The organism is Floridaenema aerugineum BLCC-F46 (assembly GCF_041929345.1).
Classification (GTDB): Bacteria; Cyanobacteriota; Cyanobacteriia; order Cyanobacteriales; family Aerosakkonemataceae; genus Floridanema; species Floridanema aerugineum.
Genome location: NZ_JBHFNQ010000016.1, coordinates 1 through 13,084 on the forward strand (window position 1 = coordinate 1; position 13,084 = coordinate 13,084).

The following is a 13,084-nucleotide window of genomic DNA, read 5'->3' on the forward strand; positions in this document are numbered from 1 at the left end:
TGGTACTAGTGGTTGCTTAGAGTCCCGGGACATTTCACCCTGATAACTCAGGTCATTGATTCTTGAGGGTTAAAGTAAAATAATTGTTAACTATTTTAGCTTATAAATGACTACAAATTAAGTGAAGTTTTACAATACCAAGTTTGATTGCATCGCTTTAAAAAAAAGTAAGTTGTGGCGCTTTAGCGCTAGATAATAGCACTAAAGCGCCACAATTTACCTAGAAAAAGAGGGAATGGTGCGTTACGTTTCACTAACGCACCCTACTGTTTTAATTAAGCTGTGTGCTGCGACGGAACTGGTAAACTAAGGCAAGTGCGATCGCACCCACCAAAAGCAACAACCACTCCGCAGGTTCAGGAACCGCTGAAACAGGAGCACCCGGAACACCCAATGGGCTAGGTTGAGGCAACTGTTGATCTTCTACTTCACGATTAAAGCGATCGCTTTTTTGTTCCGCCCGCTTTAAATCCTCCCGTTGACGATCGTTCACCAAGACAATCATCGAAGAATAAGGCGTGACGATCCCATACTGCTTCGCCACCCCATGAATCGCATCCAACTGTTTCACATCTTTTGGTTGCATTTGGCGACTTAAATGCGTTACCCATTGACGTGCAGCTATGGGAGAAAATCCACCAACAGCTTGCGGCGCTTCCGTAGTTTGACTGATAAACCAAGCATAGCCATCTACTAAATTAACCAAAGAAGTTCCCAAAGTAGGCTGCGTACCAATCCGCTGCATCGCTGTTTTAATGTCACCCGCGACACCGCCGCCGCTATCTTGAAGTGCTTGCAAAGTCGCATCATCGTAAGCAGCGGGAAAGCTACCTAAATGCACCATCCACAAAGGCGCAGATAGCTTGAGTACCGTCTTACTATTTTCTGTGAGTTCGTAACTTCCGGCATCTGTCAACAAGATAATCGCATCGTAAGATTTATTTCCCTGTAATTGCTGGAACTGTTGCAACATTTGGCGATGTTCAAGTGTACCAAAAAATATTGCTCGATCGGGTTTAAAACCTTGTAAACCATCTAAGCGTTTTGGTGTTCCCTGCGCCGCTGTGAGATAAAGATCGGCAGTATTTTGCTGGAGAACTTGTTCTTGTAACCAGCGAAAACTTGCTACCACATCCGATCGATGGGCATTCATACTATAAGAACCATCGAGAATCACCGCAAACCGTTGATTTTGAGGTAATTTATATTCGGCATCAAAGGGTTTTCCTTGGATTAAATAGTTTCCTGGTAAGGCAACTTGATGCAGAGTTGGTTGTCCATCTTTTGCTGGGAGAGAGTCAGGAAGCCATCGATCTTTTGCTGCTACTTTCTTACCATTAATCATTCGTTGAGTGGCAGAATTCCAGTAAAGATTGCGCCGTTCTTCCAACTGAGGTAAAGGCCAAGTATCATTTTGTTTGAGTACTTTGTAAGTTAACCACAGGTGCATTTCTCCCCGACCTTTTTGGGGAATCGGAAAAGCACGCAGACGATAGTTACGGGGGCCCACTTGTTCGAGTAAAGCAGGATCGACGCGACGGGCGACTTCTTGATTGTAAACTTGTTGGGCTGCGCCACGAGGGGAAACAGTGAAGGGAAAACTCAAAGATCGATCGCCAGTTTCACCCAACCAAACTCCAGTTATTACCGCCGTTTCCGGTAAAGAAAAGTAATAGAGAATTTCCTCTAGGTTAGAAGTTTGATTCTGGTAAACTTCGTAAATTTCGATATCTGCCCAATCGCCTTGGGGTTTAACAGTTATCTGTTGTTGTGCCAGTAAAACCCGCTGTTTATTAACATCCATCAATCCTGCTTTCGCTTCATTTCGCATAAAGGTAGATTGCAGTGCTTTTTCAATGGCTGGTCTTTCTCCGCGAATAATGGGAGTATCGAAAAATTGAGCATAGAGTTCTGCGGCTTTTTCCCGATCCTGATACTCACCTTTGTAAGTAAAAGGAGAAGTCAGGAAGTCATACATCGCCTGCAAAGTTCTCGCACCGCTTTCCGGCACTAACCACCGATACATATAATAGATACTCTCATCCTTAAACCGGGGATAGCGGTAGGATGCTAGATAAGCGGTGAGCAGTCCATCGCGAATCACGTTAGATTTTTGCAGCAACTCTTGTCGAGCTTTTTCCGTTTTTGGCGGCGTTTCCAGTAGTTTGAATGCTTCAATTTGAGGTTGTGGTTGAACAAGGGCAAAAAGTCCTACCCAAGCAACAACAACGATCGCTGTTAATCCTATGGTTTGAGCCCGACTATAGCGAGAGGTAAGTTGATTAAAGCTTTCCCTCCAAGCATGATAGTAAGTTCTTGCCATTCCCCAAGGCATAGTACAAAATCCAATTACTAAGATTGTTAGGGGAAGTAAAATGACTGCAAAAACTATTAAATTTACGCTATGGATGAGACTAAATAGGGCAATGGGCAAGAGGTAAAATGCTGCTACAGTTAACAGATAAATTGCTATTCCCAATAGTAGGGTATGGGCTACCAAATGCCCCAAATTTGTGTTATTTGATTCTGGGTGACTGGCTGTAAGTAACCAATGGGTAAAGGCAATGGTTCCGATCAATCCAGTGAGTAATATTAATGTCGTTGCTGGGTTTAAATCTCGCAGTCCGAAGAAGCGTAACAGACATAACAAGAGAAAGGGCGCTTCTATGCCATAAAATATTTGAAACAGAGAGAGCGATCGCGTAAATCGCTTTGGTGAAGAAGATTGTTGTTGTTTGGGAAGTGCGCCCATTACGGTACAAGTTGTGGGTACGCCAACTAACCCAACAAAAGGGATAAGAAAATTGAAGGGAACTTGTCCGGCGATCGCATCTGTAATTATTGCTGGAGCAAGATAAGGTAAATATCCCAGGTAAACGATTAACAACAGGGTTACATTAAATACCCAAAAGAAAACTGGAAATGCCTTTTTCATTGCCTTGCTCCTGAAAATTGAAGGGCGAGAGCGTGATTAATTTCACTCAGAAAAGTTACAACCTCTGGATTATCAGGTTGATAGGATTGGTCAAATAAAATTGAAACCATCACCCAACTAGGTTCTCGGCGCGTTACTTCTCCCCACATCCGGGAAATAAAATCATCCGTAGTGCGTTGGGAAGACTGATACCAATAAACAGCTTTACGAGTTCCTCCATTTAACGATAGCCAACGTCCTGTAATATCAGGGGTGAGTTGCCGTTGTTCCATGCTGTTTACCCGAAATCCCATACCAGCTAAACACTGTTCTGGGGCGTGTTGTGCTCGCCTAGTGTTGCTGGAAACTAGTAACATGGAGCCGGAAACGCCATTAAATTCAAATCGCTGTTTTTGTGCCGTTGTACCTGGATAACCTGCAAAAAATTCCTCTTCAACCTTTGTCAAAGAAACACTTTGCAGCGGAAAAGACAAGGAAGCTTGCACATTTGTTAAAGGTACAGCTGTTGCTTTTAATGGTGAATGGGGAATGAAAGTCAATCCCAATATACAAACAGTCAGCACCACTTGGACTAAGTAAGGATTACGCTTAGAAGTATCTAAGGAGATGGGAGAGCTAAATTGTCCTCTGCCCCTCTGCCCCTCTGCCCCTCTGCTCCCCAATGGTACGCCTCGCAAGAGTAACCAAGTCAGCAAACAAGCAATGCTAAACCCAAAGATGCCTAATGGTATGTGCAGTATGTGGGCGAGTTCTAGTTGCTTGAAAGTGTAAGTTGTGACAACCAATGCTAGCACTCTACCAATATTAGCCAACATTAAAAGGACAATGTTAGCGACACAAACGAGTAACCAATGTAGCCCAATGCGGCGATTTTCTAGCCAAGTTGCTGCTAGGAGAAATAGTGTTCCTACCCATAAACTTCTCATGCCACTGCAAGGTAAATCGACGTGGGCAATGCCGTTTTCTAGGACAATGATATCTTCGGAAGAAACTGCGGCAATGTGCCAGTGAGCGAGAATACGTTCGATCGCATGAGCAGTTAATAAACGGACAGGAAAGCCTAAACTTTTACTAAATTGAATGCTGAAGGTTAGTAAAAAGGCGAGGGTGACTGCTATAGCTAACCCTTTTCGCCAACGCTCAGGGTGAGAGAAAAGCCCCAGTAGCCCGTAGCTTCCTAAAATGAACAGAAAGACGGGTAGCTGTTCGATGTTGAGGAAGTGGGGGATGATGATGGAGGCGATCGCACTTCCCATCATCATAATTAAAGGCAGGCGACGCACGATCGGAACTGCTGAAAAACTCTGTTTTTCAAAGTGCCGCGATCCTTGAATAATCAGCAGTAGCCCAGCCAGTACTACTAAAATTAAAGTAAAAGGAGTTGCTTCTAGTAGGGTTTTTCCCAACCATTGCAAACTCGGTAAATTAAAGTACAGCCAACTCAAGATGACTAAGCAACTTCCGCCAAAAGTTACCCAATTTACATCTTGCTTGGTTTCCCAGCGAATTAACTTTTCTTCACTAATCATACTGTCTACACTTCCAGTAGTTTTCTGACAGTTCTCTAGAAATGTTGCGAGTGAGTCGCCCCATTTTTCGGTCAAATTTCTGCTAACTTCAATTTCTGTAGGCGATATTCCAGATAAAGTTCGTATAAAGTGTCACAGAGCTAAATGTAGAGACGTTGCATACAACGTCTCTACATTCTTTTTTAGAGATGTCTATTTAGGTAATCGATATTAATTATCGATGTTTTTTTTCGGTAAAAATTGTTTTAAAATTTCGCTTGGTTGCCGATCCCAGGTATCGATATGTTCGTAAATTAAGCCTTCTTTGGTTAATTTGTATGTTGAGTAACCGTTAAAAAATATGTTAGCTTTCCAGGGAAGGCGTAATTTTCCTCTAACAGTCCAGTTTGCCAAAATAATATCTTCGGCGGTTTGTTTCACGTCATGCAAATCGAAGTAAAGTTCGGTAAAAAATAGCTTTCCGTGAAATCGCAATGTCCAAAAGATAATTCGATAATTGAATTTGCCTTTGAATTTGTTAACAGGGTCTTGAAAGTAGATATCTTTGGTGTAGATATTGTATGAAATGTCTTTCTCGAAAAGGGTGGGTAGGTCTTTTTCGAGGATGGTAATTACTTGTTGTATCTGCTGTTGATATTCCACAATATTTTTTTAACCGCAAAGGACGCAAAGGACGCTAAGAAAGAGGAGAAGAAAAAAAAGTTTTTCCAATTGCTATGTAGAAGCATTAGGTTGTTGGAAAGTGTAGATATCTTTAATTACTTTTACCCAACCGTTGGAAAGATCTTCTAAAATGCGATCGCCCTTTTCCCTAGTCGCAGTAGTTGGATCGCCAATTATACCACTGCTACTTAAATCTTTCGTTACCCAAGCAAAAGGCAATTTTCCTTCCATACTTAACAGGCTATCTTTTGGGATTTCTGGGGGATATTCAGTAACAGCATTTTCCATTTTTACTTGTTCTGGCAAAATTGACAGCAACAAACTAGTTTCGGCATCTCCCGCATGAATGCCGAATTCTCTTTCTTTTGGAGTTAGTAACTCGCCGACATGGTGCGGAACTCGCCAAGTAAACAGGGGAAAAACCATTAAATCATCATATTTTAAGTGTAAATCTCGCGCCGCTATTTCCATAATTTGTGGTTGTCCCCCGTGAGAATTCATTAATACTAACTTGCGAAAACCTGCCCGGTAAATACTGTCAGCGATTTCGGAAATCGTGGTAATTAATGTTTGGTAACTGAGAGTAATTGTACCGGGAAAATGCCAATGTTCGTTTGATTTACCGTAGTAAAGAGTTGGTAAAGCAAAAGCGGGAATTTCTGAGTCTAATTTTTCTAAGGCTTTACCTAATACGGCGACACCGATCGCAGCATCTACAATTAATGGTAAATGAGGGCCATGTTGTTCGATCGCACCCACAGGCAAAATTAACACTACATTTGCCTTATCTGGCATTTCTTGGACATCTTTCCAAGTTAGATAAGGAAAAAAACGTTTTGGGGGAATGAAACTGTGCATCGTCCGAAATTAATAGATAAAGTTAGCATTTTTATTTCTTGCTTATGCCAAGTGCGCTTTTAAGCAGATTTTTTAAACAGTCTGGATACACCACCTTTTAGAATCTGTGGCAATAATTTTGGCCCCGGCAAGAAAACGATTCCTAACTGCTGCATCAGTCCAAGTGCATCGCCTTGCCCCCAATGCTCAACAATTTTCCCGTTCTCGACTTTATCAATGTGCATGATTGACAAGCTGATTTGCTTGCCTGTTGGCGGAATACCTTGAAATTCTCCCAAGTGCGTTGCTGTAAATGTTCCATGCGTCACAACTTTATCGCCGGAAATAATGACTTGATCAAAAGTGTGTTGTCCTTGGCTAAAGGCTAAATAAAACGACATCCCAAACTGCTTGAACTCTTCCCAATTTAGTGGCTTTGGAATACCTGCTAGATGAGCGGTAAAATCGGGAGCTAAAATATCCAAAGCTTGCTCGATTTTGCGATCGTCAAAGGCTTTGTAGAACTGGAGAACTAGGGCTTTGTTTTGTTCAATCAGCATAGTGAATTTCGTTTTGAACCAAATTGTACACTTTCCTATTGTGAGAAAGTTGGGACTGTTGGAAGTTGTTTTTCGATCGCATCACAAGCCACACAAACCCCATTTTCAGCTTGAATAATTTGCCCGATTTCTGTTGCTTTAGCTGCATAACTGGGATTTTCTAACAATTCACCTAACTTTTTGGCTACTCTTGCCGCTGAATACTGCTTGCGGGGAATAGTGCGGGAAGTTCCCAAACGTTCAACTCTTGCGGCATTGTCGGGTTGGTCATGGCTGTAAGGCATTATAAGCGTTGGACGACCCGCCCGTAAAGCTTGTGCGGTTGTGCCTATGCCGCCTTGATGGACGATCGCACAAGCACGCGGAAAAATTTGCGAGTATGGAGTATAACCTACCGCAATCATCTTTTCCGAAAGATTTTCTGGAGGTGCATTTTTACCAATCAACAAAACTGCACGACGATTTAACAACTTTGCCGCTTGAATACTTTCCTGAAAAAAGTTTCCAGGTGCCATAACTGCGGCTGAACCTAAAGTAAAAACGATCGGTGGTTCACCTACTTCTAAAAATTGCTTAAGTTCTGGTGTAAGTTCTGCTTTTTCGTCGCTACCATCGTAAAAAGTAAACCCTGTAATAACTGTATTTTTTGCCCAATCAGGTTGAGGTTTGGCGAATGCTGAAGAGAACATTGCCAGCACAAGAAAAGGAGAATATTTATCCTCAATAAAGGGATTGCCAACTAAGGGAGGTAAGTCGAGTTCTCGTCGTAATTGATGAATCGGTTCGGCCCAAGATTTAGTCATTATTTTTGATAATTGAATGATGCCTCGATTAGCGATCGAACCAAGCCCACGAAACTTAGATAAAAACGGAAACACAGGGATAACTGATGGGTCGTAAACAGATAGAAATGCGGCAGGTTGTAGGACAGCGTTTGCCCAGCGAATCCCTAATTTTTCCGCAACAAATCGCGCCGCAATAACTCCTTCACCCATAATAATAAAATCTGCATCTTTGGCACAGTTCATTACATCTGTATAGGTTTCGCGTAAATTTGCACAAACCCAATTGCGGATAATATATTCCGTACTTGTTTTTAAATCCATCATTCGCGCCATTTCTTCAGGATCGTTCAAAGCAGTATTGTCAGGGCGCATTCGATGAAACTCAAACCCCAAAGCTTCTATTTTGTTTTGATATTCTTTGTGAGTGGCAAACACTACATTGTGACCGCGTTTTTTTAATTCTTGTGCGATCGCAATTTTCGGATGCAAATCACCAAAAGAACCGATCGTAGTTAAAACAATTCGACTCACTCTTTTACCTCATCAATAATTTCTCTTCTCTTCCTCTGCGTCCTCTGCGTCTCTGCGGTTCCAAAAAAACCTACTCTATCTCAGAAAACAAAATTTTGTAAGGCGCATATCTATCTTTCCGATAAGAACCAACCCAAATACTATAAGTTCCTGGCAACCATTGTCCAGCAACACCCGCATTTTTCCCTTGATAATCATCATTACACCAAGTCCCACCGGGGCCACTAATTATTAATGTTGTATCGGCGGGACTAATAACTTGAACTCGCAAATAATTTAAAGGCGAAGTGATTAGTAATGTGTGATTAGGATTGCGATCGACAAACCCCGTACAAGGCCCAATTTCTGTATCTCTTCGACCAGCAATTTCCCTAGCAAATTCCATTCCCCCACTAATCCCCCGCACAATTTGTGGATCTGGGCGAAACTGCGGGTTAATAGTAATGCCTGGGAAAATAGGAATGTTTGGATTAGGAGTTAATTGCCCTTGAGTTTTTGCAGTTAAGAGTAAGTTAAAAGATAAAAGTATGAATAAACTTAAAACTGAGTTTAGAGTAGTGAAACGAGAGTTATTTAGAACTTGCAAAATCTGTTGGTACATAGTGATTTGTGCAGGGAGAGTAAATAATGTTGATTATTTTATCATGATTGGTGGGGCGATCGCACATTAAATTAATCTTAAGTAGCAAGCTGGTAAAACTCAATGCTATAATTTTGTTTAAGCTATAAACAAAAACTTATGAATGTTAAATTAGTTGATTCTTTAGTGCTGTTAATCGAGTCTCTGGATGTAGAAGAGTATGCTTTATTACAAGATAAATTACAAAATAGAATGATTCAAAAAACAGCAGGAGTCTGTGGGGGTCATGCTTGCATTCGTCATACGAGAATACCTGTCTGGACTGTGATTTCTTTACAACAGCAAGGAGCAGATTATCAAGAAATTTTGCGAAATTTTCCCATGTTAACTTTATCTGATTTGAGCGCAGTACAGGCTTATTATGAAAAGAATAAATTAGAAATCGATCGAGTTATTGCTTCCCACCAAGATGATGCAGTTTGTGGATTGGGTGTATCGCTGGAAGGCGGATGAGGAGATTTTAGACCAACGGGAGGCAATTGATAAACCTAAACTATGGATAGGGGCAATCACAGGTGGATTGCCCCTACAAACTACTGAATATGGCTATATTGCGTAAGTTCTATCTTTGCAATCCATCGAACGAAGTTGGCAAGTTCCGGTGCAGTGACTTCTTATGTTACATCACACTACAACCTATTCTGGTTTTATCCAGCCCTTCACGATAGCCTTGCCAATATTAACATAAGGGTTATCCAAAAATTCTTCGATAGCAGCTTCACCACCAGCTTCTAATGCACCAACAAAACGACTCTTAAGGCTAGGAGTAGTTTTATCATTGACATAGGCAATCTTTTCACCCTCAGTAGCAGCAGGATTGGTTGCCTCTAACTGCTTCAGAAGGTTTTGAATTTCTTTGGCTGCTTCAGCTAGAGTCTGTTTTTGTTCGGCGGAGTAAATATGTTGAGTAAACGTGGGCTTACTACCCTCTTGTGCTGTATCTATAAATTGGATCTGTGACCCTTTTTGGTCATACTTAGGGCCGTGGTAAGTATCTCCCATAAAATCCTCATTTTTTACTTGACCAATAACATTACCATTGTTGCTTTCAATAAACAGGACAACTTCAGCATGGAACTCATATTTAACATTTTTGGATGGATCGGAATTGGTTAATTCCTTAAACTTAGTGGTTAACTTATTATGCAAATCAAGTAATTCATTTTCAATCCCCCCATGATTTCTCAATGAATTATGCAGATTTGGTATAATGTGTTTCTCTAAGCCACGAACAGTCATCACATTTGAATCATGCCCTGGATCATTCACCGGACCAAAATCAGAGATCCCAAGGAATTGAATATTAATGAAGGGTATGAAACTTACCTTACAGTTATATCTCCCCCTCGGACCGTGCGGTTCCGTTTGATATTCGTTTTGCAATCCCCAATAGATTTGTCGTTCATAGTATGCTGAATAGGGGATAGAAACTTGTATCTCTGTCCCACTCAAAATAGAGATGCTGGCAGTAGCAGTAGCTCCTCGTTCAATATAAAAAATATTTCCTTTCCTGTTACGCAACCATCCGTGAACACCAGTGTGATTTTCTTGGTACTCAAACGATTTATTGCTAACAGAACTTTGGATTAGATCAATGAGTGGTAGCATCATAACACCTCTGAAAATTTGACAGGTCAAGGGTTGAATTTCCTGAAACTCGAAAAAGATAGCAGCGATTATGACAGGCTTATTGACAAGGACGATGGAGAGTGTTCCCTTGATCCTTATAAGTTGACCCGATCTGATCTTTTTTGAGGTCGTTAAACTGCAACCCTTGTTTAGTAGTTTTTCTAATTTGCTTGTCACCTGTCAGGAAAATTTTTCTAACAAAGACTTCCGTATAGTCCAGAATTATCAGCATCCCCTGACAAATCACCCAAACCAACCTCCACCAAACCCTGCAACTCCTCTGCATCGACGGTAGCAAATTCGATAACCGCGATCGCCCCGCCACCGATATCTATCTGCAACTCGTCAAAAAACACCACTGTCCCAAATCCACAGAAGGCACACCCCGCACCCTCACGGAACTCAAAATCTACTGGGAACTCCTAGACTGGGAAAAACACCCCATCCTCATTTTCTACGAAGAGGCGAAACCCCAAGGTTTTAGCCAAACTTTTCTCGATTTTCTCGATCGCTTCGACGCGACAATTTGCCTTATCACCGACTCACCCCATCCCACCATTCCTACTTTCTCACCCCAAGATCCACACCTCATTCAAACTATTATTACTTGGCTGCAACGGACTATTTTAGAGACATGAAACCATCCTCAATCCAAAAGTTTGAGATAAAATATCAATAAACCCTAACCGTAACGAACAATGACTCCAGCCAACTATCAACTTTCCCTGAACTTTGAACAAGTTTTAGCTTTAGTCCAACAACTCCCATATTCAGAAAAATTGCTGTTAAGCCAAGAACTTGAAAAAGAAGTATTAAATAGTAAATTAACAGCCCTTTTAGAGTCATTCAAAACCAATGAACTCTCTTTAGAAACTATTACAGAAGAAGTTGAAGCAGTTAGAAGCGAAATTTATGCCAGAAAACCAGCCTCTTAAAGTGAAGCTACAACAATGTTTAATTATTGTCAGGTCGAAAGCGTAAACTATTAAGGCTTCTCACCCTTTCAATTGTTTCAAAATCGTGATCGTTATGAATTAGAGTGAGTTGGTGTTCGATCGCTAATTGGGCAATACAACAATCAATACTACTCCTAACCGTTAACCCCTGTCGTTGCAAATCATAGTAAATCCGAGCAGCAGCTATCCAAGTATTAGAAGTTGGCTCGATATAATCTTGATCTTGAAGATAAGTTTCTAATAGCGTCCACTCGCGATCGTCTCGACAACCTTGCAAAAGTTCCGTCTGAGTAAATCGACTCAAAAAAATGGGTTGATCGTTGATGATTGCTTCGAGCGATCGACGTACTGTACCTGTCCTATCGCGAAAAACACTTATCCAAACAGAAGTATCAATCAGAAACATTTCGATTTGACCGTAAAGCCTTATAGTCGTAGTCAGTCGAAAATTGAATTTGTCCGCTTAAATCGAGTAAATTTCGCTTTTTCCGGTTACGGATTAATTCTTGCAATGCAAAATCAATCAGTTCTTTCTCCGTTTTAAAGTTGGTTAAGCGCAAGGCTTCTTTAACCAATTCTTCGTTAAGTTCAATGTTAATTGTCATAATTAATTATTAATTTAATTCTCTGATTATGGCATTGTGAGATTCTAAGTGTCAACCTCGCCCAACTCCCCCAACTCCTGCAAACCCAACTCACCGAAACCAACATTCCCACATTCTCACCCCAAGAACCGCACCTAATTCAAACTATTATGAATTGGGTAAAACGGACTATTTTAGAAGCTTAGTTTATAACAATGCTATAATAACTCAAACTCAACCCTCCCCAACTAACGCTAAATCAATTTACAATTCACTAAATCTATCAATAAACATATCTGGAGTCAGAATTTCTACTCCTTGAAAAGGATTTAATACCAATAAATCCAAATCACCCGTAACAATTACATTGGCATTACCACTAACAGCCAATTCTAAAAACTTATTATCTTTTTCATCTCGACAAACAGCAATTTTTTCTATAATAGAGACTAACTCGGAGGCGCTGATAAATTTAAGCAAAAATACTTGTCTGTCTTCTAAAGAAAGATACTTATTAAACTTTTTCCGACTCAAGACTCGATCTAATTCATTTAAAGTTGCTTCAGAATATAAAATTATTCCTTGTTTTTCTGCCAACTCGATCGCCTGAAATGGGACTGAATTCTTAAACAGTAAAGCACTGATTAAAACATTCGTATCTACAACAAATCTATTCCTCATTATCATCTGCTAAAATTTCTTGTAAAATCTCTGGCGTTAAGCCTCGCTGTTGTGCTTTGTCAGAAATTTCTGCCATAACTTCAGTTAAACTTTTATTGTGAAAATTTCCTCTCAAAAACAATTGAACAATATAGCTCAACTTTTTCTGAATCTCAGGATTAGCCTGTTCAAATGCTGTTTTAATCTCTTCATCAACTTGAATGGTAATGATTGCCATAGTCCTGATTAATCCTTTGAATACAAGTTTTTATGCTTAATTGTTTATTTCATTGTCTAATTAATTATGGCATAGCATCACCTCAACTTTCAACCTTCCCAAAACTCTGCAACTCCTCTGCATCGATGGTAGCAAATTCGATAACCGCAATAACCCCGCCACCGCTATCTATCTGCAATTAATCAAAAAAAAGCACGTTTAAAACGATTATTCCAAACTATCTTCATCGTCTTGATTATCCAATAAATCGGCAATCAAATCATCGACATTTCCTTTTTTAGCTGTTCCTTGTTTTAGAGAGTTTAGAACTATTTTAGCATTTGCAGCAATCTCCAAACGTCTCTTTTCAATTCTTCTTTTCTTGATTAGCTCAAATAAATACTCTTGCTCATTCATCAATAGAAAGCTTTTCGATAGATTCTATAATCTCTTGAAAAGATGTAATACTCATAGTTTTATCCTCTCTGTATCCTCTCTGTTAATAGCAAATTTTTTAACTTAACTTCTATTACCCAAACAGGAAAAGATTTTAATTTT

17 protein-coding genes and 1 pseudogene are annotated in these 13,084 nt (G+C 40.3%); 4 read left to right on the forward strand and 14 right to left on the reverse strand.

The features are described from left to right. Nucleotides 1-271 precede the first annotated feature (271 nt). The 7 genes from ACE1CC_RS01945 to ACE1CC_RS01975 all read right to left on the reverse strand — a co-directional run bounded on the left by ACE1CC_RS01945 (nt 272) and on the right by ACE1CC_RS01975 (nt 8,441). Complete coding sequence (locus ACE1CC_RS01945) at nt 272-2,935, reverse strand: TIGR02921 family PEP-CTERM protein (protein ID WP_413268791.1); 2,664 nt, start codon at nt 2,933-2,935, stop codon at nt 272-274. Then, nucleotides 2,932-4,464 carry an exosortase O gene (gene xrtO / locus ACE1CC_RS01950; protein WP_413268792.1) on the reverse strand — a complete coding sequence of 511 codons (1,533 nt, stop codon included), beginning with the start codon at nt 4,462-4,464 and terminating at the stop codon, nt 2,932-2,934. The genes ACE1CC_RS01945 and xrtO overlap by 4 nt, the downstream gene beginning before the upstream one ends. A gap of 210 nt (nt 4,465-4,674) precedes the next feature. Further along, the gene (locus tag ACE1CC_RS01955) at nt 4,675-5,106 is read right to left on the reverse strand and encodes a DUF2358 domain-containing protein (protein WP_459563783.1); all 432 of its coding nucleotides are present in this window, start codon (nt 5,104-5,106) and stop codon (nt 4,675-4,677) included. A 72-nt stretch (nt 5,107-5,178) separates the two neighbouring features. Further along, nucleotides 5,179-5,985: a creatininase family protein gene (locus ACE1CC_RS01960; RefSeq protein WP_413268793.1), complete on the reverse strand. Its 807-nt coding sequence runs from the start codon at nt 5,983-5,985 to the stop codon at nt 5,179-5,181. 59 nt (nt 5,986-6,044) lie between these two features. After that, nucleotides 6,045-6,524, reverse strand: coding sequence for an ester cyclase (locus ACE1CC_RS01965; RefSeq protein WP_413268794.1), 480 nt, complete (start codon nt 6,522-6,524; stop codon nt 6,045-6,047). A 35-nt stretch (nt 6,525-6,559) separates the two neighbouring features. After that, entirely contained in the window at nt 6,560-7,840 is a 1,281-nt protein-coding gene (locus ACE1CC_RS01970) for a glycosyltransferase (RefSeq protein WP_413268795.1), read from the reverse strand. A gap of 70 nt (nt 7,841-7,910) precedes the next feature. Continuing rightward, nucleotides 7,911-8,441, reverse strand: a complete 531-nt coding sequence (locus ACE1CC_RS01975; RefSeq protein WP_413268796.1) for a hypothetical protein — start codon at nt 8,439-8,441, stop codon at nt 7,911-7,913. A gap of 138 nt (nt 8,442-8,579) precedes the next feature. Here ACE1CC_RS01975 and ACE1CC_RS01980 point away from each other — a divergent pair, with 138 nt between their 5' ends. Continuing rightward, nucleotides 8,580-8,933, forward strand: coding sequence for a DUF433 domain-containing protein (locus ACE1CC_RS01980; protein ID WP_413268797.1), 354 nt, complete (start codon nt 8,580-8,582; stop codon nt 8,931-8,933). 183 nt (nt 8,934-9,116) lie between these two features. Here ACE1CC_RS01980 and ACE1CC_RS01985 read toward each other — a convergent pair whose 3' ends face one another. Together ACE1CC_RS01985 and ACE1CC_RS01990 are read right to left on the reverse strand one after the other, a co-directional pair. Further along, nucleotides 9,117-10,091 carry a hypothetical protein gene (locus ACE1CC_RS01985; protein WP_413268798.1) on the reverse strand — a complete coding sequence of 325 codons (975 nt, stop codon included), beginning with the start codon at nt 10,089-10,091 and terminating at the stop codon, nt 9,117-9,119. A 212-nt stretch (nt 10,092-10,303) separates the two neighbouring features. Continuing rightward, a complete protein-coding gene (locus tag ACE1CC_RS01990) occupies nt 10,304-10,468 on the reverse strand; it encodes a hypothetical protein (RefSeq protein ID WP_413268799.1) in 165 nt (54 codons plus the stop codon). On the opposite strand from ACE1CC_RS01990, the gene ACE1CC_RS01995 reads away from it, so the two are divergent. Both ACE1CC_RS01995 and vap15 read left to right on the forward strand, forming a co-directional pair. After that, nucleotides 10,394-10,747, forward strand: coding sequence for an NACHT C-terminal alpha/beta 1 domain-containing protein (locus ACE1CC_RS01995; protein WP_413268825.1), 354 nt, complete (start codon nt 10,394-10,396; stop codon nt 10,745-10,747). The genes ACE1CC_RS01990 and ACE1CC_RS01995 overlap by 75 nt on opposite strands. A gap of 60 nt (nt 10,748-10,807) precedes the next feature. Continuing rightward, complete coding sequence (vap15, locus tag ACE1CC_RS02000) at nt 10,808-11,044, forward strand: type II toxin-antitoxin system VapB15 family antitoxin (protein ID WP_413268800.1); 237 nt, start codon at nt 10,808-10,810, stop codon at nt 11,042-11,044. A 19-nt stretch (nt 11,045-11,063) separates the two neighbouring features. Here the strand turns inward: vap15 and vapC are convergent, their stop codons facing one another. The 4 genes from vapC to ACE1CC_RS02020 all read right to left on the reverse strand — a co-directional run bounded on the left by vapC (nt 11,064) and on the right by ACE1CC_RS02020 (nt 12,547). Continuing rightward, nucleotides 11,064-11,471 carry a type II toxin-antitoxin system VapC family toxin gene (gene vapC, locus ACE1CC_RS02005; protein WP_413268801.1) on the reverse strand — a complete coding sequence of 136 codons (408 nt, stop codon included), beginning with the start codon at nt 11,469-11,471 and terminating at the stop codon, nt 11,064-11,066. Next, nucleotides 11,458-11,670, reverse strand: coding sequence for a type II toxin-antitoxin system VapB family antitoxin (locus ACE1CC_RS02010; RefSeq protein WP_413268802.1), 213 nt, complete (start codon nt 11,668-11,670; stop codon nt 11,458-11,460). The genes vapC and ACE1CC_RS02010 overlap by 14 nt, the downstream gene beginning before the upstream one ends. Nucleotides 11,671-11,913: 243 nt before the next feature. Then, nucleotides 11,914-12,330: a putative toxin-antitoxin system toxin component, PIN family gene (locus tag ACE1CC_RS02015; protein WP_413268803.1), complete on the reverse strand. Its 417-nt coding sequence runs from the start codon at nt 12,328-12,330 to the stop codon at nt 11,914-11,916. Next, nucleotides 12,320-12,547 carry a hypothetical protein gene (locus ACE1CC_RS02020; protein WP_413268804.1) on the reverse strand — a complete coding sequence of 76 codons (228 nt, stop codon included), beginning with the start codon at nt 12,545-12,547 and terminating at the stop codon, nt 12,320-12,322. Before ACE1CC_RS02020 ends, ACE1CC_RS02015 begins: the two co-directional genes overlap by 11 nt. Nucleotides 12,548-12,623: 76 nt before the next feature. Here ACE1CC_RS02020 and ACE1CC_RS02025 point away from each other — a divergent pair, with 76 nt between their 5' ends. Beyond that, entirely contained in the window at nt 12,624-12,749 is a 126-nt protein-coding gene (locus tag ACE1CC_RS02025) for an NACHT C-terminal alpha/beta 1 domain-containing protein (RefSeq protein ID WP_413268826.1), read from the forward strand. Nucleotides 12,750-12,754: 5 nt separating this feature from the next. Here the strand turns inward: ACE1CC_RS02025 and ACE1CC_RS02030 are convergent. After that, nucleotides 12,755-12,998 (reverse strand): annotated as a pseudogene (locus tag ACE1CC_RS02030) (hypothetical protein). Nucleotides 12,999-13,084: the final 86 nt, after the last annotated feature.

Bases quoted from the DNA above. Each gene is read 5' to 3' on its own strand.
- ACE1CC_RS01945 (WP_413268791.1), bottom strand. From the start codon at position 2,935: ATGAAAAAGGCATTTCCAGTTTTCTTTTGGGTATTTAATGTAACCCTG.
- vapC (WP_413268801.1), bottom strand. From the start codon at position 11,471: ATGTTTCTGATTGATACTTCTGTTTGGATAAGTGTTTTTCGCGATAGG.
- ACE1CC_RS02010 (WP_413268802.1), bottom strand. From the start codon at position 11,670: ATGACAATTAACATTGAACTTAACGAAGAATTGGTTAAAGAAGCCTTG.
- ACE1CC_RS01965 (WP_413268794.1), bottom strand. From the start codon at position 6,524: ATGCTGATTGAACAAAACAAAGCCCTAGTTCTCCAGTTCTACAAAGCC.
- ACE1CC_RS01960 (WP_413268793.1), bottom strand. From the start codon at position 5,985: ATGCACAGTTTCATTCCCCCAAAACGTTTTTTTCCTTATCTAACTTGG.
- ACE1CC_RS01980 (WP_413268797.1), top strand. From the start codon at position 8,580: ATGAATGTTAAATTAGTTGATTCTTTAGTGCTGTTAATCGAGTCTCTG.
- ACE1CC_RS02015 (WP_413268803.1), bottom strand. From the start codon at position 12,330: ATGAGGAATAGATTTGTTGTAGATACGAATGTTTTAATCAGTGCTTTA.
- xrtO (WP_413268792.1), bottom strand. From the start codon at position 4,464: ATGATTAGTGAAGAAAAGTTAATTCGCTGGGAAACCAAGCAAGATGTA.
- ACE1CC_RS02020 (WP_413268804.1), bottom strand. From the start codon at position 12,547: ATGGCAATCATTACCATTCAAGTTGATGAAGAGATTAAAACAGCATTT.
- ACE1CC_RS01985 (WP_413268798.1), bottom strand. From the start codon at position 10,091: ATGATGCTACCACTCATTGATCTAATCCAAAGTTCTGTTAGCAATAAA.
- vap15 (WP_413268800.1), top strand. From the start codon at position 10,808: ATGACTCCAGCCAACTATCAACTTTCCCTGAACTTTGAACAAGTTTTA.
- ACE1CC_RS01975 (WP_413268796.1), bottom strand. From the start codon at position 8,441: ATGTACCAACAGATTTTGCAAGTTCTAAATAACTCTCGTTTCACTACT.